Annotated in this window: 21 protein-coding genes and 1 pseudogene; 13 read left to right on the top strand and 9 right to left on the bottom strand. The window is 58.6% G+C overall.

The annotated features are described in order from the left end of the window. Nucleotides 1-127: 127 nt before the first annotated feature. The gene (locus CJ178_RS30305; RefSeq protein ID WP_095888784.1) at nucleotides 128-1,213 is read right to left on the bottom strand and encodes a 5-methylcytosine restriction system specificity protein McrC; all 1,086 of its coding nucleotides are present in this window, start codon (nucleotides 1,211-1,213) and stop codon (nucleotides 128-130) included. A gap of 10 nt (nucleotides 1,214-1,223) precedes the next feature. Continuing rightward, nucleotides 1,224-3,026: an McrB family protein gene (locus tag CJ178_RS30310; RefSeq protein WP_095888785.1), complete on the bottom strand. Its 1,803-nt coding sequence runs from the start codon at nucleotides 3,024-3,026 to the stop codon at nucleotides 1,224-1,226. Between the two features lie 67 nt (nucleotides 3,027-3,093). On the opposite strand from CJ178_RS30310, the gene CJ178_RS30315 reads away from it, so the two are divergent. The 8 genes and pseudogenes from CJ178_RS30315 (at nucleotide 3,094) to CJ178_RS30345 (ending at nucleotide 10,699) form a co-directional block, all read left to right on the top strand. Continuing rightward, nucleotides 3,094-3,447, top strand: a complete 354-nt coding sequence (locus tag CJ178_RS30315; protein WP_257013582.1) for a transposase — start codon at nucleotides 3,094-3,096, stop codon at nucleotides 3,445-3,447. Between the two features lie 310 nt (nucleotides 3,448-3,757). Beyond that, on the top strand, nucleotides 3,758-4,159 hold the full coding sequence (locus CJ178_RS30320) for a hypothetical protein (RefSeq protein WP_095888786.1): 402 nt from the start codon (nucleotides 3,758-3,760) through the stop codon (nucleotides 4,157-4,159). Nucleotides 4,160-4,409: 250 nt separating this feature from the next. Then, nucleotides 4,410-5,018 (top strand): annotated as a pseudogene (locus CJ178_RS33445) (uracil-DNA glycosylase); the annotation flags it as partial. Nucleotides 5,019-6,578: 1,560 nt separating this feature from the next. Further along, nucleotides 6,579-6,827 (top strand): hypothetical protein, encoded by a 249-nt coding sequence (locus CJ178_RS33450; RefSeq protein ID WP_257013668.1) that lies wholly within the window; start codon nucleotides 6,579-6,581, stop codon nucleotides 6,825-6,827. Nucleotides 6,828-7,113: 286 nt separating this feature from the next. Beyond that, nucleotides 7,114-8,289, top strand: a complete 1,176-nt coding sequence (locus CJ178_RS30330) for a hypothetical protein (RefSeq protein WP_095888787.1) — start codon at nucleotides 7,114-7,116, stop codon at nucleotides 8,287-8,289. Continuing rightward, complete coding sequence (locus CJ178_RS30335; protein WP_095888788.1) at nucleotides 8,286-8,480, top strand: hypothetical protein; 195 nt, start codon at nucleotides 8,286-8,288, stop codon at nucleotides 8,478-8,480. The genes CJ178_RS30330 and CJ178_RS30335 overlap by 4 nt, the downstream gene beginning before the upstream one ends. Continuing rightward, on the top strand, nucleotides 8,464-8,790 hold the full coding sequence (locus CJ178_RS30340; RefSeq protein ID WP_095888789.1) for a hypothetical protein: 327 nt from the start codon (nucleotides 8,464-8,466) through the stop codon (nucleotides 8,788-8,790). The genes CJ178_RS30335 and CJ178_RS30340 overlap by 17 nt, the downstream gene beginning before the upstream one ends. Nucleotides 8,791-8,911: 121 nt before the next feature. After that, on the top strand, nucleotides 8,912-10,699 hold the full coding sequence (locus tag CJ178_RS30345) for a DUF3293 domain-containing protein (RefSeq protein ID WP_179300879.1): 1,788 nt from the start codon (nucleotides 8,912-8,914) through the stop codon (nucleotides 10,697-10,699). Nucleotides 10,700-10,899: 200 nt separating this feature from the next. On the opposite strand, the gene CJ178_RS32550 is transcribed toward CJ178_RS30345, so the two are convergent. Continuing rightward, the gene (locus CJ178_RS32550; protein ID WP_143547561.1) at nucleotides 10,900-11,199 is read right to left on the bottom strand and encodes a hypothetical protein; all 300 of its coding nucleotides are present in this window, start codon (nucleotides 11,197-11,199) and stop codon (nucleotides 10,900-10,902) included. 114 nt (nucleotides 11,200-11,313) lie between these two features. Between CJ178_RS32550 and CJ178_RS30350 the strand changes: the two genes are divergently transcribed. Continuing rightward, nucleotides 11,314-14,781: a DEAD/DEAH box helicase gene (locus CJ178_RS30350; protein WP_143547562.1), complete on the top strand. Its 3,468-nt coding sequence runs from the start codon at nucleotides 11,314-11,316 to the stop codon at nucleotides 14,779-14,781. An 86-nt stretch (nucleotides 14,782-14,867) separates the two neighbouring features. Here CJ178_RS30350 and CJ178_RS30355 read toward each other — a convergent pair whose 3' ends face one another. The 3 genes from CJ178_RS30355 to CJ178_RS30365 form a co-directional block, all read right to left on the bottom strand. Then, entirely contained in the window at nucleotides 14,868-15,428 is a 561-nt protein-coding gene (locus CJ178_RS30355) for a DUF5067 domain-containing protein (RefSeq protein ID WP_095888792.1), read from the bottom strand. 464 nt (nucleotides 15,429-15,892) lie between these two features. Then, the gene (locus CJ178_RS30360) at nucleotides 15,893-16,357 is read right to left on the bottom strand and encodes a TIGR02391 family protein (protein ID WP_218833767.1); all 465 of its coding nucleotides are present in this window, start codon (nucleotides 16,355-16,357) and stop codon (nucleotides 15,893-15,895) included. Nucleotides 16,358-16,380: 23 nt separating this feature from the next. Further along, complete coding sequence (locus tag CJ178_RS30365; protein WP_095888793.1) at nucleotides 16,381-16,656, bottom strand: hypothetical protein; 276 nt, start codon at nucleotides 16,654-16,656, stop codon at nucleotides 16,381-16,383. A gap of 132 nt (nucleotides 16,657-16,788) precedes the next feature. Here CJ178_RS30365 and CJ178_RS30370 point away from each other — a divergent pair, with 132 nt between their 5' ends. Next, the gene (locus tag CJ178_RS30370; protein ID WP_095888794.1) at nucleotides 16,789-17,652 is read left to right on the top strand and encodes a DNA adenine methylase; all 864 of its coding nucleotides are present in this window, start codon (nucleotides 16,789-16,791) and stop codon (nucleotides 17,650-17,652) included. Here CJ178_RS30370 and CJ178_RS30375 read toward each other — a convergent pair. Next, on the bottom strand, nucleotides 17,642-18,454 hold the full coding sequence (locus tag CJ178_RS30375) for a hypothetical protein (protein WP_095888795.1): 813 nt from the start codon (nucleotides 18,452-18,454) through the stop codon (nucleotides 17,642-17,644). The two genes, CJ178_RS30370 and CJ178_RS30375, sit on opposite strands and share 11 nt — an antisense overlap. A 391-nt stretch (nucleotides 18,455-18,845) precedes the next feature. Here CJ178_RS30375 and CJ178_RS30380 point away from each other — a divergent pair, with 391 nt between their 5' ends. Next, nucleotides 18,846-19,259: a hypothetical protein gene (locus CJ178_RS30380; RefSeq protein ID WP_095888796.1), complete on the top strand. Its 414-nt coding sequence runs from the start codon at nucleotides 18,846-18,848 to the stop codon at nucleotides 19,257-19,259. A gap of 322 nt (nucleotides 19,260-19,581) precedes the next feature. On the opposite strand, the gene CJ178_RS33765 is transcribed toward CJ178_RS30380, so the two are convergent. Both CJ178_RS33765 and CJ178_RS30390 read right to left on the bottom strand, forming a co-directional pair. Next, complete coding sequence (locus tag CJ178_RS33765) at nucleotides 19,582-20,145, bottom strand: HNH endonuclease (protein WP_373557499.1); 564 nt, start codon at nucleotides 20,143-20,145, stop codon at nucleotides 19,582-19,584. A gap of 68 nt (nucleotides 20,146-20,213) precedes the next feature. After that, complete coding sequence (locus tag CJ178_RS30390) at nucleotides 20,214-21,755, bottom strand: AAA family ATPase (RefSeq protein WP_179300880.1); 1,542 nt, start codon at nucleotides 21,753-21,755, stop codon at nucleotides 20,214-20,216. Between the two features lie 1,616 nt (nucleotides 21,756-23,371). On the opposite strand from CJ178_RS30390, the gene CJ178_RS32555 reads away from it, so the two are divergent. Then, nucleotides 23,372-23,689, top strand: coding sequence for a hypothetical protein (locus tag CJ178_RS32555; RefSeq protein ID WP_143547563.1), 318 nt, complete (start codon nucleotides 23,372-23,374; stop codon nucleotides 23,687-23,689). 404 nt (nucleotides 23,690-24,093) lie between these two features. Continuing rightward, nucleotides 24,094-24,321 carry a hypothetical protein gene (locus CJ178_RS33455; protein ID WP_257013585.1) on the top strand — a complete coding sequence of 76 codons (228 nt, stop codon included), beginning with the start codon at nucleotides 24,094-24,096 and terminating at the stop codon, nucleotides 24,319-24,321. The last annotated feature ends 555 nt before the right edge of the window (nucleotides 24,322-24,876 follow it).

Genomic DNA, 24,876 nt, shown 5'->3' on the forward strand with positions numbered 1-24,876 from the left:
GTGTCCGGCGGCAATGGAAAGCCCTCCCCCAGGCGGCTTTCGATGCCTTGTGGCGGAAGGCGTTTCGCATTCTTCACCCGGGCGGGTCCCTGTCTCAGTCCCCTTGAAACAGAATTTGAGATATACCTCAGCGCAGGCACCGTTGCCATTGCGTGCGAATCTCCGAGGGCGTGCCAGCGAGATCGACTGACATGACTCGAATCCGATGGGTCTCGATCGTGAACTCGACGTCGACGGACTGCTGGCCCTCTGTAAGCGCGAACAGCAGGACCCCTTCGGTGGTCTGACCCAGTGATTGTCTCAGTCGGGCCTGGACACTCACGTACGCATACAGTTGGAACATGTACGTTGGCCGAATCTTCATCGCCCCAAAATGATTCCCGAGGGCGCTGGTGAATTTGGTTTCTATGATGATCCGCCGGCCGGCTACCTGGTTGTCGAGCACAGTGTCGGTTTCGAGGCGTGGGATGAGGTCAAGTGCGGCGGCGTCGCCTGCTGCGCCCCAGCTGAGATGAGGGCGTGACACGCTCCACTCGGCACGGTCGAGGCTGTGCGCGAAATATCCGTTGACAGCCTTCTCGAACAACCTGCGTAGCTGCCCATGGTCTCGACTCAGCACCGGTACCGAACGCCCACCTGCGAGATGGGCGGGCACAGCCATCTCGAGAACCAGCGTGGCAGCATCGATGACTCGTTGATCGGCCCGATCATGGTGCCCGAGACGGTCCTTGGAAATCTCGATACGGGTCGGCGCGCGATCTGTTACCCCGAGACGTTGCATTCGGAAAGCGGCGGCGGTGCACCGGGCGGCCAATTCCTGCGACCTGACGACACGGCCAGACCACCGCAGCGCCGTGCAGATGAACTGGTTGCGTGGCGTGTCGACGGTGAGTTCGTCGAACCGGCAGGCGATGCGGCCCCGATCCATCAGCCGGTTCGCACTCGTCCGAAGATGGTCGATGCTGCCCCGAACACGAGTCATGTCTGCCGACCGGGTCCGGTATGCGGGTGTGAGGTTGTTTCGCAGGCGTCGTTCCACCTCGATGACAAGAACATCAGCGATGGCATCGACGAGGTCGGCGTCACGGCTGCCGGACAACAACGATTCACGTTCGTCAGTGCGCAATGATGGGAGCAGGTTCGAGGCGTAGACCAGTAGCAACCACAAACTGCGCACCGGAATGCGTGTCTGCCCCTGACCAGCGGTGATCACCGTTGCGTCCTCACGCGAGCATCTCGGCGACAGCGCCTGTCGCGGTGCCGGGGTTGTCGAACCAGTATTCGGCGAGCAGCGGCGCGATCTCACTTTCGACTACGCCGACGAACCAGTCGCGACCGTCCGACTCTGTCTCTGCGGGGGTGAAGTAGCTGTGCCCAACCTGGAACGCTGACCCGAGTGCAGGATCGGATCTGATCTGGGTGTTGAGGTTCTCCACCTTCGTACGGATCAACTCGACGAGTTCTGGATTGTTCGGCAATCTCTTAGCCACGAGTGCCGACCAGGCAGCAGTGAACGCCGGCTCGAGTGTTTCAAAACAGAAACGGCGCCGCAGAGCGAAGTCGACGAGCGCTAACGACCGGTCGGCGATGTTCATCGTCGCGACAATGTAGAGGTTGTCCGGGAGGTGGTACTGCTCATCGACTGTCCGTGGGTACGACAGGACGAGTGCGTCTTTCGGACTCCGTTTCGTGCTTTCGATCAGGGTCAACATCTCACCGAACACTTGCGCGGGGTCGCCTCGGTTGATTTCCTCGATCACGAGTACGTGCGGGATGTCCGGCTGCATGCGGGCACGCTCAGCATGCTGCAAGAGGGGACCATTGGTAAGGACAAGTCGTCCCTCACCGCTTTCGTTTGCTGTCGGACGCCAGCCACGAACAAGGTCTTCGTACGAGCTGTTCGAATGGAACTGTAGAGGTCTGACCGCCATCGGCGACTCGGACCCGATCAGTGCGTATGCCAGTCGCTTCGCCATCCATGTCTTGCCGGTTCCTGGTGCGCCCTGCAGCACCAGATTCTTCTTCCCTTCCCACCGTTTGAGGATCTGCTGCAGACGTTCTCGACTGTGGAACGCCCCTTCTTCCACGATGTCCGCAACCGAGTACGGGCGCGCGGTCGGCATCTCTGCGCCGTCGTAGTCGGTGTCATCAACAGTGTCATCATCGTCATCGGCTGTTGCACTCGACGACTCCACGCTATTGGCGCCGGCGGACGTTGCGCGTGTGGACTTCGGCTTCCGCCACTTCGGACCCCACGTGCCATGGTAGTAGTCGACCGCCCCGCCCTCCTTCGCTCGCACACGAGAGTCGATCTCGTGAAGATCCGCATCGACATCATCAGTACTGCCTTCGGGCAGATAATCCGGCGCCAATGCGTCACGGAGAAGCCGCTTCTGGTTGATGTTGACGATCGGCAGGAAGTACCGCGGATGGAACACATACAACAGCGCCTGACGCTGTGCCGGTTCCTTGTGTCCCGGCGAGTCGAACACCAAACGCTTCATCTCCGCCGGGTTGTCAGCCGCTTCCCGCTGCACTGCTGCGTCCTGCGACTTGAAGTACTCGACAAACTCAACGAGGAACGACAACTGCGCCCACCCCCGCTGACTCGACGCCTGCCCGCCGTGGAAGACACCGTCGACAAATGCGTCCACTACCGGCTGTGGAATAGCGACCGGGGACCGCATTCCGTCGAGCACACCCTGGATGTACCCGATCTTCGTGCTCTGCTTGAAGTTCATGACAGGGAGGACATTCAACGCGTAGATCTCGGCGAACAGCTGACGCGCGGGATCCGATACGTCAGCGAGTTGGACCGCCAACTTGTCTGCGAACTTCCCCGTCGATACATCGGGTGCCACGACATACGCGCGATGCAGCTCGGCGAGGTTCTGCCTAGTCCACACCTCACGCTCAGGCGTGAACAACGAACCGTCAGCCAGCAGACAGTTCTCGAGGATCTGCGCAGCGATGTCCTCGACAGCAATGGAGGCGACCCGATCGAAGGTCGGTGCGGTGCTCGTCATGCCTGCATTATCTCCACCAGCTCGAAATCAGAGTGCAGGCGGCTCCAACAAACTTAACCGGTAGAGCGTGGCGTATCCCGCCTCGCTCCCCAAGTCCACCGTGCAGTATCCGGTGATGGACAACTGCGCCACCCACAAGACGGCCGAAGTCCGTAAGTGGTTGGCGGCGAACCCGCGAATCCACGTCCATTTCACCCCGACATCAGCGTCGTGGATGAACCTCGTCGAGGTGTGGTTCGGGATCATCGACCGCCAAACAATTCACCGTAAGACCTTCCGAAGTGTCCGCGAACTGACGAGCAAGATCACAGACTTCATCAACGGGCGAAATCCCTGGGCGGAGCCTTTCGTATGGGCGAAAACTGCCGAACAGATCCTGGCGAAAGCTGACCGTAGAACAACTTCAAACTCGGGGGACTAGATTCTCAACAATCGACGCCAAACCGAAACTCTTACACGCATTACCTTTACAATCCAATTCGTGCTCGACCGTGGCGGCAATTAAAATAAGAAAGATGGTCCACCGGATGACATATCCGCCTAACTCACCCTCTGGTCACCCTGGCAAGGAACCCAGGCCGCCGGAATACTGGCTTTCCCAACACCAGGCGCCCCCAATCGAACAATCGCAGCCGTACGTGCCGAAGTCGGATCCGCAAGCCGAAAAACGATTTGTGGGCGTTCCACCCGTCGGGTATACGCAGGCACCCCCACCGTTACCTACTAACTACATGCCCAACATTATCGCAGCCTTGCTCGCATGCCTCGGAATCATTATCGGCAGCCTCGGGCCATGGGCAACCCTTTTCACCTTCTCCAAGGCGGGAGTAGACGGCGACGGCGTTCTCACACTGATCCTCGCCGTCGTTGCGGCAATCACCCTGTTCACCGTTCTCTCCCGAGGTGGTACAGCAAAGTTCGGTGATCGGTGGGTCGCACCAGCTGTCGGCGCAATTACCGTCGCGATTGGAATCGTGGATGCCATGAACCTATCCAACCTGGAAACTACACTCATGCGGACGACCGTTTCTCCCTCGGTCGGATGGGGTCTTTGGGTCGTTCTCCTCTCGGGCGCTGCGTTATGTGTCACTTCCCTTACAGTCGCGCAGATTGTGGGGAAACGCTCACGCTAACCTTGAAGATCGAAACCAGTTGCAGCCGTCAGTCGATCAATTTTTGCGATGGAGTGTTACTGGTCCCAACCCAGGATTTCGCGGCAACGAGTAATTTCACCCCGCCAACAGAGCGGTGAAATCATCGGCACGTCGTTTTTCGATTGTCATCGCGCGATCGCCCCCAGCATGTTCATAAACGCAGGCGTTGAACGGGGAATCCGCTGAGCACTGCTTCGAGGAGTACACGCGATCATGCACACTCACCATCATGAGTAACGGACGCAACGCCGACCCCGCGATTGTCGCCGAGAAGAAGACTCGAATTCGCGACAACCACGTGGCGGCTTTGAACTCGCTCGCGGACCGGATCGCCGATGCTGTCGGACTTCCCCACGGGCACGTGCCCTACGTGGATCCGGACCAAGGCGGGACCAAGGCGAGAGTCCTTGCTCTGCTGGATAATCCGTCGACGAAAGCCGAGGCCGGTACCGGATCCGGTCTGCTCAGTCTCGACAACAACGACCGCACTGCACGCAACTGCCGCGAAGCCTATGAACGTGCAGGCATCTCCTGGAGCGATGTCGTGCATTGGAACGTTGTCCCCTTCCCCGTCGCGGGCGCCAAAAACGGTGGATCCACCCCGGCCGAACGGACCCAAGCAGCGCAGTGGACCCGCGAATCCGTCGCACTGTGCCCGAATCTGGAAATCGTGCTGCTGTTGGGCGTCGCCGCAAGAGACGGTTGGGAACGCGCCGGCATCGAACGCGACGTGTATGTCGTACCCGGAAACATTCCGCACTGCTCCGATCGGGGCTTGAACACGCCCGGCGGACGAGAGCGATTCGAAGCAGCGATCACCGAAATAGCCCGGATCCTTTCCACCGAAAACCACCACACCAGCAGAAAGCGGACATCGATGAACGAGACGCCCTCGTCAAGCAATTCACCGTCAGACTTCACTCGACCGGGCACTACTGCACTGGACGTATTCGAGGGCACCGGCCCCGGCAACGAACTCGCTGTCTCCGTCGAACCGGAAGGCATTCTCGTTGCCGGGAATCCGGAGGTCGTGGCCGGATATCTCGCGCGCCTGACCGACCTCGCCGGCGAAGCACTCGATGTTTCCGGCGTCAGCAAGACCTCGATGGCCAATGTTGCTGCCGCCGCCGTCGGAGTGAAAGCTATTGCCGCCCAGGCCGGGCAGTTCGTGCGACTGTCCCCGGACAGCGTCCAGGCATTGAAGACGTACAAGGTGTTGCCCGGTGACAGCGGCTTTTTCCGAATGATCGTCGTCGACGAAGCAGGAAAGTTCCGTCAGCAACTGCAGTGGCAGAAAGTGCCCCTCGGCCCCACCCAAGCGTTGTCCCTGCAGCTACTCGCGGTGCAGGTCGCGCTCGAGGTGGCCATAGCGTCGGTGAACGAATCGATCGCCCGCGTCGAGGGCAAAGTCGAACAAGTCCTCGTCCTCGCCCAAGCGTCCCGCGTCGGTGACGTGGTCGGTCATTTCACGACATTGGATCGGCTCGTCACCACGCTCGACGAACACGGAGCACTGCCGACCGCGGACTGGGAATCTGTTGCCGGTCTCCGCCCCACCCTGAATGTGACGATCGAACGCCTCCGCGAACACGTCAAACGCACCTTGGCCGGGTTCGATGCCACTCGCCCGGTCCAAGACCGCGCCGACTACCTCCGCCGGGCAATCGAAGAAAACCGACTCGGCGAATCCCTGCATCTGTTGGTCGTCAGTGAGCAGTCGCTGTATCTGTGGCAGCGGTTGCGGATCGCCCGCGTACAGGCCACCGAGCCGCAGCATCTGCAGATGGTGCTCGACGACGCACGCACAGTGCTGGCCGAACATTTCGAGCGTGACGGCGAACTGTTGCTGCACGCGCGGTCGGAGCTCTCACACTTTGCAAAAATGCACCGACTCGACGGGTTCCGGTGGGGCGCCACCCACAATCTCAAACACGACATCGTCAAACTCAAGGACGACCTCGACGATTTCGCGCAGGCCCGTGGCAGTCAGGTCATGGGATGGACCGAACACGAGAGCCCCAGCGTTGTCGACGCATTGGCGGAGGTCGGAAGTCGAGCAGCATCCGCCGGTGGTGCCGTCGCCGGTGCGGCCGGAAAAGCGATCGGCGCCGGTGTCTCCGGAGTCGGATCCGGACTCGGGTGGGTGGGCCGCGGGATCGGCAACCTCGTCGGTTCAGGAAACCAACACGCGGACAAAGCCGAGATACCCACGCCCACAACAGAACATCATGCCGAGAGTGCAGCCACCGCATTCGCACAACCTGCGACCGAGCAGAACGGCAACCGAGACGGAGACCGAGATGATTTGACCTCCGAATCCTCCACGCTCACAAGGAAAACCGACCCCATCGCGCCGTCTTTCGCCCCGATCGCCTACGACGACGACATCCTGCAACTCATGCTCTTCGGGCACCTGCAAGTCGGCGACAAGCTGAGCTACCACGACACAGAACGCAACCGAACCTACATCGCGACGGTCAAACGAGACGGATCACTCGAAGTCGACGGAAAACGCTACGGCCCCCCATCAGCACCCTTGACCGAAATCATGGGCCGACAGCGACACGGCTGGCGGGACTGGCAACTCGCCGACGGACGTCAACTTCGACAACTGCGGCGCCAGGCGCTTTCGGACGTGTCCCGATAAACATGTCCAGATGACTTACGGAACACCGAGCCTTCGGCACCTCTCTGAACTCTCGGAATAAGAGCAACGAGCCATCCGTCGAGTGCATCCACAAATGTGGCTGGAGGTAATCAACATTCGGACATTTCACCTGCATGGACATGCCGATCACCTTCATCCTCGACCGGTCCGCACCTCTACAAGGCTCTGCGCGTCGACCTCCCCCGCTCCACGTCACAGCACGCCGCAGCCCTGTAGCCCTGTAGCCCTGTATGACCAGACACCGATCCGCATCAGGAGGTCCCGAATGACCGTTGCACCCGACGAACACACCCCGTTGACATCAACACAGGTCGCATCGGCTCGCCGTGCAATTCGACTGTGGCAACGAGCCGAAAACCAGAATATTGATCTGCGCTCAGACGCAGACTTCGACATGTTCCTGGCCGATCATCCGGAACTGAACGAGTCGATCCGCGCCGCGCACACAGTGCAGTTGTCGTTCCGACACCGTCAACTGCAAGTACCGGCATTTGTGCTCATTGCCGCGCACTTTCAGCTCTCACGCAGTGACAGTGCCGGAGCGGATGAGGTCTACACCCGGTTCGACGAGCAGGTTGGCTTCCGGGCTGCGGACTCTACTTCCGAATTCGGGTTGTATCTGAAAATCACCCGATTCGCGGGCCTCGGTCCGCGAGTTCTGGGAGATGCGCATTCTGACGTCGCCGAACTGCCCGCAGACGGCGTCTGGGGGCCGGTATTACAGGTCCAACCGCTCGCAGACGGCATCGTCGCGGTCGAGACACGGCGCCGTATCGGACTTCTGGTGTCCTTGAGCCGGATCGTGGAGATGCCGAAGAGTCTGTGTCCTGACGGCGTGGTGGACGGCCAGTGGGTGTGGCTCGATGATCGGTCGGCTGATCTGGTGCGGCTCGTCCACGCCGACGAGCTCGGTATCGCAGATGGTCAGTTCGACGAACTCGAACTGACCGTCGCTCGTCGGCTGCCACTTCCGTGGGCACGGTGGAAGGCCGGCACAGGCACCCGCACCGTGACGGTGCCATGGAACATTACTTTCTCTGTGCAACAACGACTTACCGCTGTCATTGCATGGCTACCACGAGGTTCCGGTCGCGAGGAAGGCATCGACTGGCTCGTCGAGCAAGGGCTCGATCGTGAGGAACTCCGTGACCAGGTGTGGGTGAACCCGGCCTCCCAGGCTTACAGCACGGAGCGATCGAAGTGGACGGAGCACGCCTTAGATCGCGTCTGCGAGCATGCGGCACGGCTGCACAGCGAACAGAATCGAGCGAAAGACACCCTGATCTCGCGGCTCGTACTCGAAGGCTGGACACGACACGCCCTGCATATCGGTGCATCGCAGGAACAGGTTGACACCGCCGCGGACAACGGCCGAACGCGATCGGAAGATCGGCTCACTCGAACAGTCCGCCAGCTCAATCAGGAGGGGAAGCAACGATGACTGACGATCACGTCGACCATTTCTTCATCGAGGGCCGAGCGGTGACGGAAAACCCCGACGCGGTAGCAGGTGCCCTGCACGGCGGGCTCGAAGCAGTCGCAGGATCGCGGGCAATGATCGTCGCTGAGAGCGGGGGCCGAGCCGGAACCCAGCGCCTGGGTACGGTCCCGGAATATGCAACGCGCGTATGACCGCGAACTCGCTGCGCTGAAGAGTCCTGGTGGCAAAGGTTCGAAGGCGAAAGCAGCCGCGGTCGCACGGGCGAAAGACGAAGAACATGTCCGTCAACGCGCTCTTGCGCGGACCCGAAAAGCACAGGAATACGCAGAGCAGGCGCACCGCCACAGCGCCGAAGCCGAGTCACTTCTGGGGAACGTCGACGACGTGCCGGGCGCGCTCGAATCGCTGGCGCAGGCCAAGGCGTCGCACGAAGCAGCACTGCGCGTCCTCGAGATCAATCGGGAGGCCCTGAGTTCGTTGGTGAAACGCCGAAATTCGTAAAACCTGCGTGGGATCTGTTGTGCAATTGACGAGCCCAGCGGCACTGCAACACCACGACAACCACGTCCATATGCTGCTGCGAGCCACAAGATCGTCGGTGCACACCCCTACAGTGCACCTCGTGGCTACGAAGGTGAACTGGGCAGCGATCACAGCCGAATCGATCCTGACGGCAATTGCCGATCACGATCGGAAAGGGCAACAACAATTCCTGTCCGACGCGGGATTCCGCCCATCCACGAACTTCAGACTGGTACACCAGGGACGCTTCTACGACTCGAAAGCGATCGTCGGTGTCGCCAACGGCCATGCCACCACCACGTTTCTGCGTAGCGGTGACTTCACCGGAGGCAAAGCTGCCGTCGTGAAAAATTTGGATGCACTCGGATTTATCGTCGACTACCGCGACGACGACGGCGCCACCGGCGGACTGCTGTGGGACCTGGCCACCACCCGTACCCACACCGACGGTGTCGTCCGGGCCCCGTACAAGTACATCGTGCTGCTCTGGGCCATCGCCCGCCGTCAACGCGGTCTCGACCCGGCACCGGCGCTGCGGGATATGCGTACCGAACTCGGCACACTCCTGGCCCCATTCGCGGTCTCCGACACCGCCCCTGACCCTGAATATCCGTGGATCGCGTTGGACGGACATTCCTGGTGGAACCTCCGTATTCCCGAAAACCTTCGCGATGCACCGCGACGTCACCTGCGCAGCCGCAACATCGCCGACGACCTCCGCGGCGGACTCAGTCAAGCGGTATCCGACCGGATCGACACCGACCCGCAATGGACACGTGAAGCTCTCGCACTCCTCACGAATTTGATTACCGAATCCGGCGCGCCAGGCTCGATCGACGAACTCCGGTCCAACCTGAACCTCGCGCCCCTCACCGTCGCGCTGCGCTACCCTCCGAAGCCATCCGCTCCTCGCCGCGAACATGTGGAGGTTTCAGTGCAGAGGCGGCCGGTCGAACGCAACGAAACCGCCGAATTCACCCCTACTGCACCCGATCCCGAAAAAGAACGACGCTCACTGCGACGCGAAGCGGCCCTACAGAACCTGTACGTCGCATATCGCGAATCCGCGGGTTGCGTCGTCAGCTCACGCACCATCACGATCGACGACCGAACCGAAATACCCACAGTCCTGTCGATCGACGTGTTCGACGACACCGCCGAAACCCTGATCGAAGCCAAAGCCGACATACGGCGTGAAACCCTGCGCACCGCACTCGGTCAGATCCTCGACTACGCCCGGCACGTCCCGCACCAACACACAGCTCTCCTGCTGCCCGAATCGCCCGCGGCGGACATGACTGCGCTGCTCTACGACCACGGCGTCGACGTCATCACCCCAGTCGGTGCGGTCGCCGACTCCGACGGAGTGATCACCGCGGTCGACTCGTTCACAGTCAACAGAAGTCCACGATCACTGGCCGTCCTCGCTGCCGACGACACACTGTGGAATGACTATTCGCAGGCGGTCATCGAACTGCACCTACCGAATAGCACCGTGCAAATCACCCCGACCGACCCGATCACGGCGAACGATCCCAGCGACAAAGTCATCGGTAGCGACATGCTTCCCGACGAACCGCTACACATCCTTGCCGCGTGCCACCCCGGCGAAGATCCTCAAAGCTCCACCGCAACTACCCGTTACCGGAAACTACGAGACCACCTCCATGCCCGCGGATACACCACCTGGGACGCTACCGGCGGTAGCGTCGACCTCGCCTACAGCGAACCAAGTATCGCAGTCGCAGGCCTTACCGACACCGAGGCCCAGCACATCGGGGCCGACTTCGGACAGGTCGCATTCTTCACCCTCACCAGACATCATTTGGCTCTCCGTGCCTGCACCAGCCCCCGCACCACGATTCGTCGCTACGCTCTCACCATGTAACCGCTCGTTTCAGCGGTCGGCCACGAACAAAACAACGTACATCCCACTGCCCCCGAGGACGCACGCCGATGCATGTGTTGTTGAAGCCAGGCCGGCCTCGACGGCCACACAGAACAGGGGACCGACGAGGCCGAGAAGATGCTGAAACCAGCATCAAAACTTACATTTCGACCATACATGTAAACATCATGATGCGATGGCTAGACGCCCCAATTCTGTTGAACGCTCACCGCCAGTACCGTCACCGCCAGGGCTTGATCGTGCTCCACAGCTGTTGCGAGACCACCGCGATGGCCAGACCCAGACCCATCTGTGACTCGCCGGACCGCAGGTGACGGCTCGGGCTGTAGGCGACGATGCTGGCGAAGGCGCGAGACATACGCGGCGCCACTTCGGAGTTTGCGCCCCCGATGCCGTGGTTCGCGGGGGCCGGTGTCTGCGGCGTCGATCGGCCAGTCGACGACGCGCAGGAAGTTGGCAAAGTACACAAATTCAATCACCGGATCACCTGCCGTAAACCTGCTCAGACCACGATCCTTTCCGATCACAGATTCTCGGTATGAACTGTTACGTCGAAACCCACTGATCGCCCTTCGGCAGGTTTGGTGCGCGTTGTGACCATCGTCCTGTCCGACCGAAACCGGCACTATATGCTGATCGTTCCGTCGAACTGGACAATCAGCAAGGGAGTACATGCGGTGGATCCGCTGCGTGTCTCCACCTATGGAGGCGGCGAGAGCCTTCATGAAAAACTGCTCGAGCTGATGGAGGGCGCTCAGAAGCGGATCTGGATCAAAGTTCCGTGGTGGGATGCCTCACCACCAGCCCGACTACTGGCTAACGCCGCAATCTCGGCGAAACAACGCGGTGTGGATGTGGTCCTTCTCTGCCGTCCCGAGGCCTCGAACGATGCGATTCTCAGAGACCTCAGACGCGCCGGTGTTTCCATCACGGGTATCCGGTATATCCACGAGAAAGAGCTCATCGCCGACGATGTAGCGGTCTCGCACTCGATGAACTTCACTCAGTTGGAGATCGAGCGAAATCAGAACTCGGGCTTCGTTCTCCAAGAACACGATGTGGTCGAAGCTGTGGAAGCCGGCTTCCTCAAACTGCTGGAGAACCAGGCCGCTGCGAATGTCGGTGATGAGAAGTGGACGCCGAGTACGGTTCTCATCCCGTCCGATCTGCAGAAATTCTTGACCCGGTACGACCGTCTGAATCCGTTGCAGTCGAAAGCCGTGCCCGCTGTTTTGTCGACTTCCGGGCACGTGATGGTTGTAGCTCCTACGAGCTCGGGAAAAACCCTTATTGGAGAGGTGGCAGCCCTCCGTTCGATCGTCACCGAAGGTAAACCGGCGGTCTGGCTTTTACCGGCCCGAGCACTTGCAGCCGAGATCGGTGACACTGCCAAACGGTGGAATGAATACGGAATTCGCACAGTCGAGCTCACCGGCGAAACCAGCATGTCCAGTGACGCAGTTCGCAACGCACAGTTGTGGGTCGCGACGACCGAGAAGTTCGAGGCGCTCTACCGTCGATCCTCTCTGCGCGACTTCATCGCGAAGGTGGGCTGCCTGATCATCGACGAGGTACACCTCGTGGGAGATCCCGAGCGTGGTGCGACCCTGGAATCACTTATTGCACGGCTACGCGCTGCCGAGGAACGGACGAGGATCGTGGCGCTGTCGGCGACGGTATCGAATGCCGATCAGCTCGCGGAGTGGTTCAACGCTCAGCTCATCAGCTCCGCCTGGCGGCCGACCAAATTGATGACCCAACTCATTCCGTACAAGGCCCCGCGGCCTGGGGCGAAGCGGGAAGAACACGAAGCGGCGAAAGACCGAGCGCTCCGTCCACTCCTACAAGATTTGCTCGCACCCGCTCCCCCAGGGTCCGAGGTGATCGACGCCAGAGCCGTCAGTGACGGCGGGGGTGTCCTGGTCTTTTGTGGCAGCAAGAACGGTGTCCGGCGAACCGCTGCACTGGCTGCGGATGTGCCCTTCCGCAATATCGAAGACAGCAAGCTCGTCGAGGACGCCTTCCACGCTGGTGTCGGCCTCCACTTTCGAGATGCACCGAGAGCAAACCGCGCGCTCAACGCATTCAAGGACCGGTCGATACGAACCCTCGTGGCAACATCCGGTCTGTCGACGGGCGTGAATACGCCGGCAAGAGCCGTAGTCATTCGCGACCTGGAACTGGGCATGTCTGCCCTCGAAGTCAGTCAGGCGCAGCAGATGTTCGGTCGCGCCGGCAGGGCGGGACAGGAGCTTGAAGGCTTCGGCTTCATGCTGGTGCCCCATGATCAAGAAGCGCTCTGGCGTCGGAAACTCGACGCCGGTTACACGGCGCACAGCCGAATCAGCGATCGACTGGGCGATGTACTCCTCGCTGAAATCCTGCTCGGATCGATCACGGACAGAGTGGGCGCGTCCTCCTGGTTCGAGGAGACCTTCGCGTACGCCCAGACGGGTGAACCGCAAGATGTCGATGATGCGCTCGATCACCTCGTCCGGCGGGGTTTCGTGACCGAATCCGAAGCAAGACTGACGGTCACCGAGATCGGCGCACTGACGTCACGGTTGATGATCGATGTCGAATCGGCGGGCGAACTACTGACAGCGCTGGCAGAATCGCCTCTGCCGACTCACGCGAGTGAGGCCGAAGAGTTCGTGTTGCAGATCATCGCCACCCACGTCGGTTCGCTGCGGGAGTGGCCGGTGAACCAGAAGGTGTACGACGCCATCGTCCAACACATCCTGGTGACATGGACGCCGCGTGTGACAGCTCGTGTGGGAAAGAACTTCGGATCTCGATTCTGCATGGCCGCTGCGCACTTGGCGCTGCGGGACCGACAGAAGCTCAACGCGAAACCGCCACAAGGTATCTTGCTAGCCGATTTCAGGCGTGCGATCGAAGACATGCCCCGTTACCTGGCCTGGATTGCGGCACTCGGCTATATCGGCACAGGGACCTGGGCATCGGCAGTAGCGGGGGATCTGGCACGGCGACTGTCGTGGTGGAACCTCTCACCGCACCCAGAACGAGGCTCGGGTCGTCTTCTCTGGATGCTCGAACGCATGCTCGCCGCGGAGAACCGGAAGTTGCAAATGCAGGGCCTCTGGTCTCGCGCCAGCGGCGCAGGTTTCTCGAGTCCGGATCGTCTCAATGCGAAACCTCGAGATGTTGATGTTTCGGCTGAAGGTTTCACAGATCTGTTGCACGGCCGCGCAGATCTAAAACTGGAATCTCTTGTCGGACTGAGCCTTCTGGTCAAGACCGCGGCAAAGTCATCGCGGCTAACGGCATTGAGCAACACCGGAGTACGGCGGGCTGTGGCAACGGTGCAACCGGTCCCGGGGCAAATTGAGCTGACAGTTCCGGCGTCTCGAGACTCCGGCCAGATCGCCGTGGATGCGTTTCTCTACACACGCGAAGGAGATTTCGCTTATCAGAACCTGATCGCAGACCTTCCCCCGGATCTAGAGTCTCTGGCCCTCGACCCGAGGGTAGAAGCGAGCCGATTGGTGGACCAGTTGGATGACCAAACGGTGGTGGAACCGCGACTGGCAGGCTTGCGGCGACTCTTGATGAGTGATCGAAAAAAACGGTACAGATCGGCGCTTCCATTTTTGTCACCCGATCCGCAACTACGACACATCGCACTCGCCCTCGCCGAACACGAAGTTGAACCTGAACTTGTCATCGTCAACCTTCGCACGAACCTAAGATCGTTTCTGGCGAGAACCAACACCGCTAGCCCGCGACTTGCATCGACAGTGCTGCGTTCTGGCCGCGCCTCGGAACAAGAGGTTGAACTGACCCTGTTGGCGCTGGCGGGCTCGCTTCAGATCGAGACCGGCGTAGCGACCGCTGCCGAGAAGCTAGTGGCATTGGTCCGCATTGACGACGAATGGAAACTCGCGATGTCATCGACGTCAAACTTTGTACGGGTCGAACCGCTGATTCCCGATTCGCTTCCGCAGGTTCTCAGCTCGGTCCAACCCCGCCGCGCTGCCCCAGAGGTAGCCGCGACACCGCGGTGCGGGTGGATGCGAGATTTCGCACCTCCACAATGATCGACTCGCATCACGCCCACACCACTGCAGGAAGGGCCGCCAGGCAATCATCCTGGCGGCTCTTCCTCGTGCGGGTCTCTTGGCGTCTACTTGAGCTCGATGGTCATCGATCCGATCTCGTCCTGACCCAGGAGCGTGGAGGCGACCAGCGTCACGGGGGTGGTCGTGTCGGACAGCTCGTACGCGATCGCGTTAGGGACAGTGCCGCCCTTCTTGATCTTGCTCGTCTGCGAATCGAGGAACGCAGCATCCGGCAGTGAGCAGACACTAAGCTTGTTCTCCGCGTTGGGGTCGTTTTCCTGGTATGCAGCGAAGAGGAATATCCACGCCGTCATCGAATCCGTCTCCTTGCCGGAGACGTTCGTCGTGTCGTACCAGAACGCGACGACGGGCTCCTTGCCGTACTCGTTACCCTTCTCACCTACTTGAATCGTCTTCACGTCGGTGATCTTGATCATGACGTCCTTCGTCGTGAGGACGTTGTCCTCGAACGACACCTCGGCAGGAGCCGCGGCCGGCGCGTTGGCGGCGACTGTCGAGCCCGGCGTCGGTGCGGCAGTCGATCCTGCCGAGCTGCAGCCGACGAGAGCGATAACCGCGATGCCGACGGTCGCGATGGTGAGAGAGAGCTTGCTGATGCGGTGCATGTGACGTCCCCTAGTAAATGTCAAGCAATGATCAGAAACCGATGCTAGGGCTAGCCATGGCGTGCGTCCCTCGAACAGCTGCATCGTGACCGTAGTCACCGACATCACGCCCGGATCATGCTGCACGCCTTTTCACAGAGTTGGAAGACACGCCCAAGTAGGCGATCAGCGTTCGATTCCGCGGCCACATCGTGATCTGCGCTGAAGGCACGTGCGTAGTGGAACAGCATCTGGCGGAATAGCCCTCGCGTGGGTTATTCGACAGAGATTCTCGACACGAGTTATCGACAGATCCGAACAAATCTGACCTGCGTGAATGAGGTGGCCGTTCAAGCGTCGTAAACCGATCGGTTTTCGACGCCAGGATGCTAGCTGATTCCCTTCACATGGCCTTGAGATGCGCAGCAGAACTAAGTCATCTCGTCGATTCTCAAGACGTCGGAACAGCTCTCATTGTCGCAGCGTCAGTACGTCGATGAATCAGAGAGAGTGCCGAGAACATCCAGTGCGGCTTGTTCCGACATTTGCCATTCAAGTCGGGGTTCGTGGGCTACCGGATTGCGAAAAGCGCTGAACAAACCCTTTGCGAGGTTGGCGACGCCAAGTTGCTCATCTCGGTCCGTTCGTGTGATCAGGTTATTTATCACCAAAACTGGCTCCTTTCCACACATCGTCGCCTCGATCAGTCCGTATCCGTCACCTTCCGTATTGGTCATCTGCCGAATTCTGCTGCCCAGCCCCTTTATTGCTTCGAACACTGCCTCGTAAAAGTCTGTTCGCAAAAGCTCGGTACAGCAGTATGCCAAGACTGCGTCGTGTGCATCGCGCCGAACGAAGAGGTTACGAAGGTGCCGGATCCTATCCAACGCTTCACTGTCGGTGCGGGCTCGCTTCGCAGTTGCGACTTTCCCATCTTCGCGAACCTTCATTCCGGCTAGGGATAGTGCCTGGGTCAATTCGTCCCTGGCTCTGTCTGGCTGTGCTTTTCGGGCCATCTTTCTGCCTGCGTTTCAGCGAGAATCTGATTCACCCGAGCTCGTGTGAGGCCGGTAATCGATACCAAGTCGGTGATGCGGACGCCGCTGCGATGAAGTTCTCGGATCGCGTAGTTGCGCGCGGCGAGCACCTCGGCTCGATTTGCCTCGATCTCGGACAGGAGTCCCAGGAGGGCGTTGAGGCGCTGGCGCGGATCCTGAACCGACATCGCGAGGTGAGTTCGGGAGTCCATGATGGCGAATCGTACTGCAGAATGTATAGCGCGCTTGACTCAGCAATGTATAACGCGCTATACATTACTGGTGATTAGACATACTCTTGCTTCGCGGCGCTCGACCCTGACGACCTACCTGACAGTGGCCGCATGATGCGGAATGTCGCCCCAGATACCTTTGGCAGCATGGATCCCAGCGCTCCGCTCTCTCTTTTCACTGCAGATGAGGTGGTGGAAACTCCTAAGCGGCGGTCCGCTGCTCTGCGATACCCAGGAAGTAAGTGGTCGCTGGCTTCCGAAATCGTCAGCCACTTCGGTGAGCACTACCACTACATTGAGCCCTATTTCGGATCTGGGGCGGTGTTCTTCACCAAGGATCCCAGCGGCCATGAACTCATCAACGATGCGCACAGCCTGGTCGTGAACTTCTTCCGCGTCCTGCGCGACCGAACTGACGACCTTCTGTTTGCGCTTGAGACCACGCCGTGGAGTCGAGAGGAGTACGACGACAGCCACATTGTAACTGGGGACGAGCTTGAGGACGCCCGCCGCTTCGTCACTCGAATCTGGCAGGCGCACGCATCGGATCTCGCCAAGAAAACGGGCTGGAAAAATCGGGGCTCACGGCAGCGAGCAGGTGGCATGTCACTCCGCTGGCAGCGCGTGCCGAGTGAATTGTCTGAGCTTGCAATGCGGCTCAAAGACGCAGAGATCGAGCACCGTCCTGCGATCGAAGTTATCCGCCGCTTTGCAACCCAGGACACGCTTATCTACGCCGATCCGCCGTACCTGATGGAGACTCGGACCCAGAAGATGTACGCCTCGGAGATGAGCGTCCAGGAACATGTCGAGATGCTCGATGCCCTGGTCGCACATCCCGGGCCGGTCGTCATCTCGGGCTATGCCAATCACCTATACGACGAGAAGCTGACAGGCTGGAAGAAGATCCTGATCAAGCCCCCCAAGGTAGAGAAGGCAGCAGAGCGCATGGAAGTGCTTTGGGTCAAAAAGTGATGACCCCGGGGGCGTTAGGTCCCGGCCACGCCCCCGGCCAGTAATCCTCAACTTTGTCCCTCAAGTCGTGAACGGGCGGTTCGGAAAGTTCGAACTCCCCTGTTCGCCATTTCTCCCAGCCGATAGGTGGGTAGAACTTCAGTTGCCCCCCTGAATTGGCATACCACTGCCACAAGCGATGCGGCCTGCGGTCGACTTCGATATACCCCGCGACGGATGAGGGCTTGCCAGCGCCAACCTCTCGGCCCTCCACAACCCACTCAATGTCAGAGGACGCAAACCAGGTCAGAATATGAATGTCGAACGCCGCCATCTCAAACTTGCGCCACCGGGAGTCGTGCGTCAGCAGCAGGTACTTGCTGGCATCGATGTCGTAAGTTCTGCGCACCTTCTCGTGCCATGAACCGACAGTCCCCACCAGAATGGGGCCTGCCGCCTCAGGATTCGTCTGCCAGTGGATCCCCTCGGCCAAGAGAGCATCAGTCAGGTACTTGGCGGAGTTCGAAAGCTCCATGAACCAGCAGCAATTCTTAACCGGTTGAGCACTCGCCATCTTGCATGAGACGCCCCACTGCTCGCGGCGGGCTCCGCCCGGGACAGCAACGTCGAAGACGCCCTTGTCCTCGTTTGTGAATCCTCCGAGTACGTATGCGGTGACCCGCTCGAAGGACAGAAAATCGGGCATAAATCCAGCCTTCACTCGCTGCCCAGAGCCATCGCGAAATGTGCTTAGGAGCAAGCGCATCTGCTCGGTTTCATCCTCAGTAAACGGTCGGTCGCGCACTGCCTGGTAATGGTTCATTCCGCGACAGTAGCTAATTGCTTCTGCAACACATCCCACCGCCCTAACCAACTCCCGTAGTAGTCGTTAACGAAAACCACATACAGAATTCAAAATCTGATCGGCTGGGCGAATCGCACCGGCGAGTGATGTACCCCGAGTTTCCGGAGTTCGTTTGTTTTACTTCTGCAGCTCAGCTCGTTCCGGACATTGGCCGGCTTTCGGGACGTACCTGTCTTCGTTCGGCTTTCGGGTTCCGCTCGCTAGCACCAGTCTTGGACACACTCATGACGAGCCGAGGAGTGGTCCGCAGTTGGGACGTGGGGGGTATGCAGGGCGCGATCGACTCCGCAGACACCCCGGCGGTAGCTGGACTCCGTGCATATCCGTAGCGGTTCCCGGGTTCCCCGGTTTGACTGAAGGTCAAGAAGTCGAGTTCGAGTGGCGTCAATTCGACGAGCCGGTGGACGGTTACGACTTTTACACCGTGCGGGCGTGGTCAGTCGGCACCGAGCACTACACACGGCCGGGGCCGTTCGGCTCCAGGGCTTGGGATATCGATCCCGACGGGACCGATCACGAGATCACCCACCTCGACAACACGATCCCGCCCCGGATCGGCACCCCAGCAAGCGGCGTCGTCACCACGTGGAATGACGACGAAGGCTGGGGAGTCATCGACTCTGCGAACACCCCGGGCGGCTGTTGGACCTTCTACAGTGCCCTACACCCCGACGAAGTCATCAATGCTCAACCGGGCGACAGTTTCAGCATCGGCGGAGGAATCCGTGGTCTCGACGTCGGCGAGCAGGTCGACTTCGAATAGGAGCCGGTCATCGACCAGGACGGATACACATTCCGTGCGGTCAAGGTCAGACCACAGCGGGAGATGAAACGGTCGGCGTTGTACGCAAACATCGAGTTAGCCCGTACCGAGCGGGTAACCATCCGAACTATTAGCCGTCGCCTCACGTGGCACCGGGGTTTCTCTCGAACTTCGCCCTAATTTCGATTCTTTTTTAAGTCCTCGTTCGTCCTGTCCGCATCGTCATTCTGCTGTACGACAGTCGTCCCGTAGTAATTTATCTTGGTCGAAATCATTACTTGCGATGCCCCGGGGATTCTTGGCGGTCGATTCAGGATCCATTTCAGTTAGGGAATCCTTGAAAAGTGGCGAAAGCTCGAAGCATGGCACAGAACTCCGATTCCTGACTTAAGCAATCTAGAACGTCATCCTCTAGGACACTCTTTTTATCGGGATCATCCTCACGGTTCCAGAGTTGAATTCGATCGTCTAAATCCTGAATCCTCCGAGCCTTTGAGGTAATTAGAGACCCGCGATTAAGTTTTAGCTTACGAATGGTGTTCTTGCCTCGCTCGCTTCCTAGCGAAGGGACTATAACCGGCCCAGAGTGCTTGATGTGGTCTGCCGGATCATCCTCGTACGGATTCAATAGCTTAAGATCTTTGTGATCCTTCCAGTAACTACCCTTGTTGGTGTTACATCTAGTACAACACCAACCTAGATTTTCCCACTGGAGGACGAGGTCCGGAAAGGACTCTTTGGGCTTAATATGCTCAACTGCAGGATACGAACCATCATCGGGATCGACTTCGCAATACATGCACTTGTTCCAACATTCAGATTTCAACGCATCCCTTAATTCGGCCTGGCTCCAGGGACTGGGTTTACTGCCTTTTTTGGCAACCATATATTCAAGGGTTTTCTTTTCCTGATTTTTCGCTAGCCAGACCGGAAGGGGCCCCTTGGTTATCTTGATCAATTGTGTCCCTCGCCGATCGCCGCGACTGCGGCCGGGAACTGTCGGTCGAGACCGAGCTCTATCAATTTGGACCGTAACTGTCGCAGATCATCTCCGGTTGCCTCCTCGGGGATGCTTTCTACAGCATCGGCCACCGCTTTCTGCGCCCATAATGGCAATGCCGTCTCAAGACCCAGAACGGACTGCAACGTCTCGTCGGCCGTTCCCGAGGCATTTAAGCGGTCGAGCAATTGACTGCTGATCTTGTCATCTTCTCCGAAGCGGCCGAGCGCGTACACGGCGCAGTCCCGCGTCGAGGTGACCACAAAGGGGCTATGTGTCGCAATAATAAAGGTTGCTTGGGGAAATGCTTCGAGTAGGGCAGGCACAATTATACGTTGAAGTTCAGGGTGCAGGTGATTTTCTGGCTCATCAATACAAACAGTAAAGGAGGGCGAGTGCTGCCCGCGTAAGAAAATTTGCCAGGAAAGCTCTAACATGGCGGATAGGCCACCCGAGGCGGCCTCAATCGGAAATTCACCGGTCGCGGTTTTCAGAAGTAGCTCGCCGTTTTCTACAATTAGATTTTCGAATTGCAAATCTTCAGGAAGGAAGGAGCCCAATATATTCTGAAAACCTTCCCATATATCTATCGCGGGGAGAGTTTCTCTTACTACCTGATTTCCGTAACCGTGTAGAGCGGCAGAAATTAGCGCTTCTTTCATTCTATACAGTGGCGGATACTGGCTCGATCCTCCGGAGTAACGTGACTGCACCTCGCTTGCAAATTGCTGCAGCATAGTATCCGCCGCAGAGAATCGAGCTGGCAGGCTTTCAAGCGGCCGATAACTGCTTACTGAGCGATGAGAAGAGATAAAAATTCCTGGGACAGGTTCCGTACCCGTATAATGCACATTTGACATTGAGATTCCAGGCTCCGAATGGTGCCAAAGATTCGTATGTACGCCATTGCTATAGTGAAGTTGGCCGATCTGGATCGCTGCTGGGTTCTCAGAAATTTTAGTTTCTTGCCCTTTGCTGACCAGTTGCGCGTTCCAGTTGAAGTGGGGGGCGAAGAGATTTAACAGTGTAGTCTTTCCAGCCGCATTGGCCCCGGTCAATATTGTGAGGCGTGGGTGTATTTGTAATTCCACAGAGGAGAACTGACGCCAATTCGAAACTGAAAGATGCGTTATAGTGAGTTCATTCCCAGGCCGTTCAGCATCCATAGCCTCGACGAGGTTCTGGAGTTCTATCCATTCTTTAGTTGATGGGTCTTCCGGATCAGGCATCCATGCGGAGGGCGGGGTACCTACGGTCCGACTTCCTCTGTCGGTTAGACGGATGCTCCCACCAAACTCTCCGGAAATCATCGACTGACGTTCCAGTAAGTCGAGCGCCTGGTACATCGATCGACGAAGATCCGAGTTCGAACTCCAATTCGGATCGTTCTCGTTCGCCACCGTCATGGTGGAGTTCACGTCGACTGCGTTACCGTTGAAGATTGCTAAGGCATTGATAAGGCGACTAGCTGATTCGCCGAGTTGGATCCAATCCATAACGTAATCATACTGCGTCGAAACCAGTACCCGATTTCCTAGCCTGGAAAGACGGTCGGGATCCGACCCCGGAAGGCGATGTGAGATGACACCATATGGCTTATGGCTCGGCCCGCTCGGTGTTGCCATCGACGTTTTCTTAGCTTGACTGAACTACGGGATAATGCCCTGGTGATAACGAACTGACAGCGGGCCAGCGTGATTCAAGCTGCTGGTCCGCTGTCATCAGAGTCAGGGTCCTTCGACAATCAGTCGCTGGTGGCATGCTGACACTGGACACGTTCAAACCCGTTCTACAACATCTCGACTCTGACCGGCATTGAGGGCGAATGTCCTGATCACGGGATTATCTGGTCATCGTTCGGACCAGTGGTCGGTGTTGGTCACAGTGCGGCTCGCAGGGGTGTGGTGATGGTTGCGCCGATGTCGGGGATGGTTCGCCAGATGACCGATCCGGCGTCGTCATCGCTGATCTCCATGCGCCCTGTCTGCGCTGAAATCCTTTGCCGCCGGCCGCGACTTCGTGCTTCAGCCCAGACACACGTCCGTGTCCTTGTTCCAGCCCTGTGTATCCGACTACGCGAGATTCGATGCGTAGATCCGGCCCGTCCCAGCGTCCATTGTTTACGACTAATACGGCGCCCTTCGAATCGTGCCCGGGCGATCACGGTGTGTGTATGGGCTGATCGCCTCTCCGGATAGTTCGAGTATGACGAGGCCATGGACTTCGAGCAGGATTGCTGCGACTTCGATCACGGATGATTCGGGCTTGGACACGAGCCCGATTTTCGCGAGGTTTGCGCCTTGTTCGGCAGCTGCAAAGTAGTCCGAGTCTCGGCATCTCGATAACGGCGGCGTGTCCCCCACCTGCGGTGACAGCGGCGAGTAGTCCAATGGGGACGGATGCGGCGCCGTCGATGCTGACGACGGTCCCGCGGGCAAGTCCTCCGTGTGGAAGTAGGTCTGCGATTGGGGGTGGTACCGGGAGCATTCGAAGCGTCGACTGCGCGGTGTCCACGATAGGTGTCGGCTCTCGCTCGCCGACTGGGTGCAGCATCACAGAAGGTGTGACCGGTTCGGTTCCGTCGGATCTGGCAGGTATCGACGCCATCGTTCGACGGAGGTGTTCGAGCTTTTCGGCCTTGTCGAGTGATGTTTCCTCTTGTGAGGGAGGTGCGGTCATTTGATCCCCTCCTCCAGCTGCGCGATCTCCCCTCCACAATTCCACAATTCTCGCTCATACGTTCGAATCTCTGCCTGGATGGATGCAGTTCTCGACACACTGACGAACTCATCTCTAGATAATCATTTCTCACTGCTTATCGGATGAATTCTTTCCCTTTCAAATTAAATAACTTTAATGCGATCTCGCATTTCGGCAGCGGCCCGAGAGGGCCGCGCCTGTAGTAGAGTTACGTCCTAGCCGAAACAGCAGAAAAGGCTTTTGGATACCAGCTCGCCAGAGGTACCGAAAGCGCCTTGATCCTGTTATGGTTGGTTTCCGGTCACGAAAAGCGTGTCCGTTTTCATACCAAATTGAATGGAGATCAATCAACAGATGTGCACTTTTTCTGTAGGTAAAGAATTCAATTGTATCTATTTCATTGGGAGAAAATATGTCAGAAGATTATAGAGAAGATATTAATCAGAATGTGGTCGCTCAAATGGATTGGACTCGTTGGTGGTCCTTAAAAGAGTGGGCCAAGATAGTTCCTGGCGGCAGAAACATGCCTCAAAGGATTCGATTGCTGCTTGGCGGCTTTGGGTGGTGGATTTGGCCCGTTGTGCAAGTGCTTCCTGGTCCTGACTGGCTCGCCTACGCTGCATTCGTGCTGCTCAAGGCATATATTCTGCCATTGGCTGTTTGTGCGTTGTTGGTGTTATTTGGCTGGTTGACCAGGAAGTTTTGGCGGGCTTGGCAACAGCGTTTTTAGTTGATGTAGTCGCAATTTTCATGGGTCTGGGGCATTTTCGATGCTCACTCCAGGCCCTTCTGCCCGGATTGGGGCTCCGCCCGCTAACGAGCACTCGAAGGTGGGCGCCTCGACTTGCCTTGCTGGGTGGTGATTGTGCGGGAGCGACGGAGGGTGAGTCCGCTTGGTGTCGCGGTAGCTCTGGTTTGGGGTGGTGAATGAGAATCAGGTCGCCACATATGACCGATCAGCAAGGGTTATTGCAGGTCAGGACCTTAACTTTCGCTTCGGTCGGGTCAGTGTAGCGACCTGGTGCTCGTCGCGCTTTTGATGGTAGTTCGAGGGTCTGACAGGTTTGGCGGGGTCGAGTTCGTGGCCAGCAGGTGTGAGTCTGGGCGAATCCAGCTTTTGTCGCTAGTGCGACGATGTTTTTTTCGGTGGTGTGTGCGCCGGAGTATGCCTTTGTCGGGTTTCGGAACGGCGGCGAATATCTGTCGTTTGTTTCGGTCGTCGCGGCGGCCTCAGGTGATGTCGATTTCGGTGGCGCGATCTCCACCGAACAGGAACTGGTCGTGAGTGTGACTGACATCGTCGCGTTGTATCTCGATCCGCCGGAAAACGCGATCCTCGTGTGCGTGGACGAAAAGTCATAGATCCAGGCGTTGGATCGGACTGCGCCGACGTTGCCGATGCAGATCGGGATCCCGGAGAAGCAAACCCATGACTACGTCCGTAACGGCACCACCATCTTGTTCGCTGCGTTGGAGACCGCAACCGGAAAGGTGACCGGGATCTGCCGGCCCCGGCACCATCACCAGGAGTTTCTGGTGTTCCTCAAGCACGTTGCGCGGGCGTATCCGAAGCAGGAAACTGCACCTGGTGATAGACACCTACGCCACCCACAAGAAGGCCGAGGTCCGCGAGTGGCTGGCGGCGAACCCGCGGATCCACGTTCATTACACCCCGCCATCGGCATCGGCATCGGCATCGGCATCGTGGATGAACCTGGTCGAAGTATGGTCGGGATCATCGAACGCCAAGCGATCCACCGCGGCACTTTCCGCAGTGGCCGCGAACTCACGACGAAGATCCGAGAGTTCATCAACGGGCGGAATCCGCGGGCACAGCCGTTCGTCTGGACGAAAACCACCGAACAGATCCAGGCGAAAGATGACCGCAGAACAACTTCGAACTCGGGGCACCAGTTT

It is taken from the genome of Rhodococcus sp. ACPA4 (genome assembly GCF_002300185.1).
Taxonomy (GTDB): Bacteria; Actinomycetota; Actinomycetes; order Mycobacteriales; family Mycobacteriaceae; genus Rhodococcus_F; species Rhodococcus_F globerula.

Excerpts from the sequence above, each read along its gene's own strand:
- CJ178_RS30310 (WP_095888785.1), bottom strand. The coding sequence starts at position 3,026 with ATGACGAGCACCGCACCGACCTTCGATCGGGTCGCCTCCATTGCTGTC.
- CJ178_RS30320 (WP_095888786.1), top strand. The coding sequence starts at position 3,758 with ATGCCCAACATTATCGCAGCCTTGCTCGCATGCCTCGGAATCATTATC.
- CJ178_RS33450 (WP_257013668.1), top strand. The coding sequence starts at position 6,579 with ATGCTCTTCGGGCACCTGCAAGTCGGCGACAAGCTGAGCTACCACGAC.
- CJ178_RS30330 (WP_095888787.1), top strand. The coding sequence starts at position 7,114 with ATGACCGTTGCACCCGACGAACACACCCCGTTGACATCAACACAGGTC.
- CJ178_RS30335 (WP_095888788.1), top strand. The coding sequence starts at position 8,286 with ATGACTGACGATCACGTCGACCATTTCTTCATCGAGGGCCGAGCGGTG.
- CJ178_RS30340 (WP_095888789.1), top strand. The coding sequence starts at position 8,464 with ATGCAACGCGCGTATGACCGCGAACTCGCTGCGCTGAAGAGTCCTGGT.
- CJ178_RS30355 (WP_095888792.1), bottom strand. The coding sequence starts at position 15,428 with ATGCACCGCATCAGCAAGCTCTCTCTCACCATCGCGACCGTCGGCATC.
- CJ178_RS30360 (WP_218833767.1), bottom strand. The coding sequence starts at position 16,357 with ATGAAGGTTCGCGAAGATGGGAAAGTCGCAACTGCGAAGCGAGCCCGC.
- CJ178_RS30365 (WP_095888793.1), bottom strand. The coding sequence starts at position 16,656 with ATGGACTCCCGAACTCACCTCGCGATGTCGGTTCAGGATCCGCGCCAG.
- CJ178_RS30370 (WP_095888794.1), top strand. The coding sequence starts at position 16,789 with ATGATGCGGAATGTCGCCCCAGATACCTTTGGCAGCATGGATCCCAGC.
- CJ178_RS30375 (WP_095888795.1), bottom strand. The coding sequence starts at position 18,454 with ATGAACCATTACCAGGCAGTGCGCGACCGACCGTTTACTGAGGATGAA.
- CJ178_RS33765 (WP_373557499.1), bottom strand. The coding sequence starts at position 20,145 with ATGGTTGCCAAAAAAGGCAGTAAACCCAGTCCCTGGAGCCAGGCCGAA.
- CJ178_RS30390 (WP_179300880.1), bottom strand. The coding sequence starts at position 21,755 with ATGGATTGGATCCAACTCGGCGAATCAGCTAGTCGCCTTATCAATGCC.
- CJ178_RS32555 (WP_143547563.1), top strand. The coding sequence starts at position 23,372 with ATGTCAGAAGATTATAGAGAAGATATTAATCAGAATGTGGTCGCTCAA.
- CJ178_RS33455 (WP_257013585.1), top strand. The coding sequence starts at position 24,094 with ATGTTTTTTTCGGTGGTGTGTGCGCCGGAGTATGCCTTTGTCGGGTTT.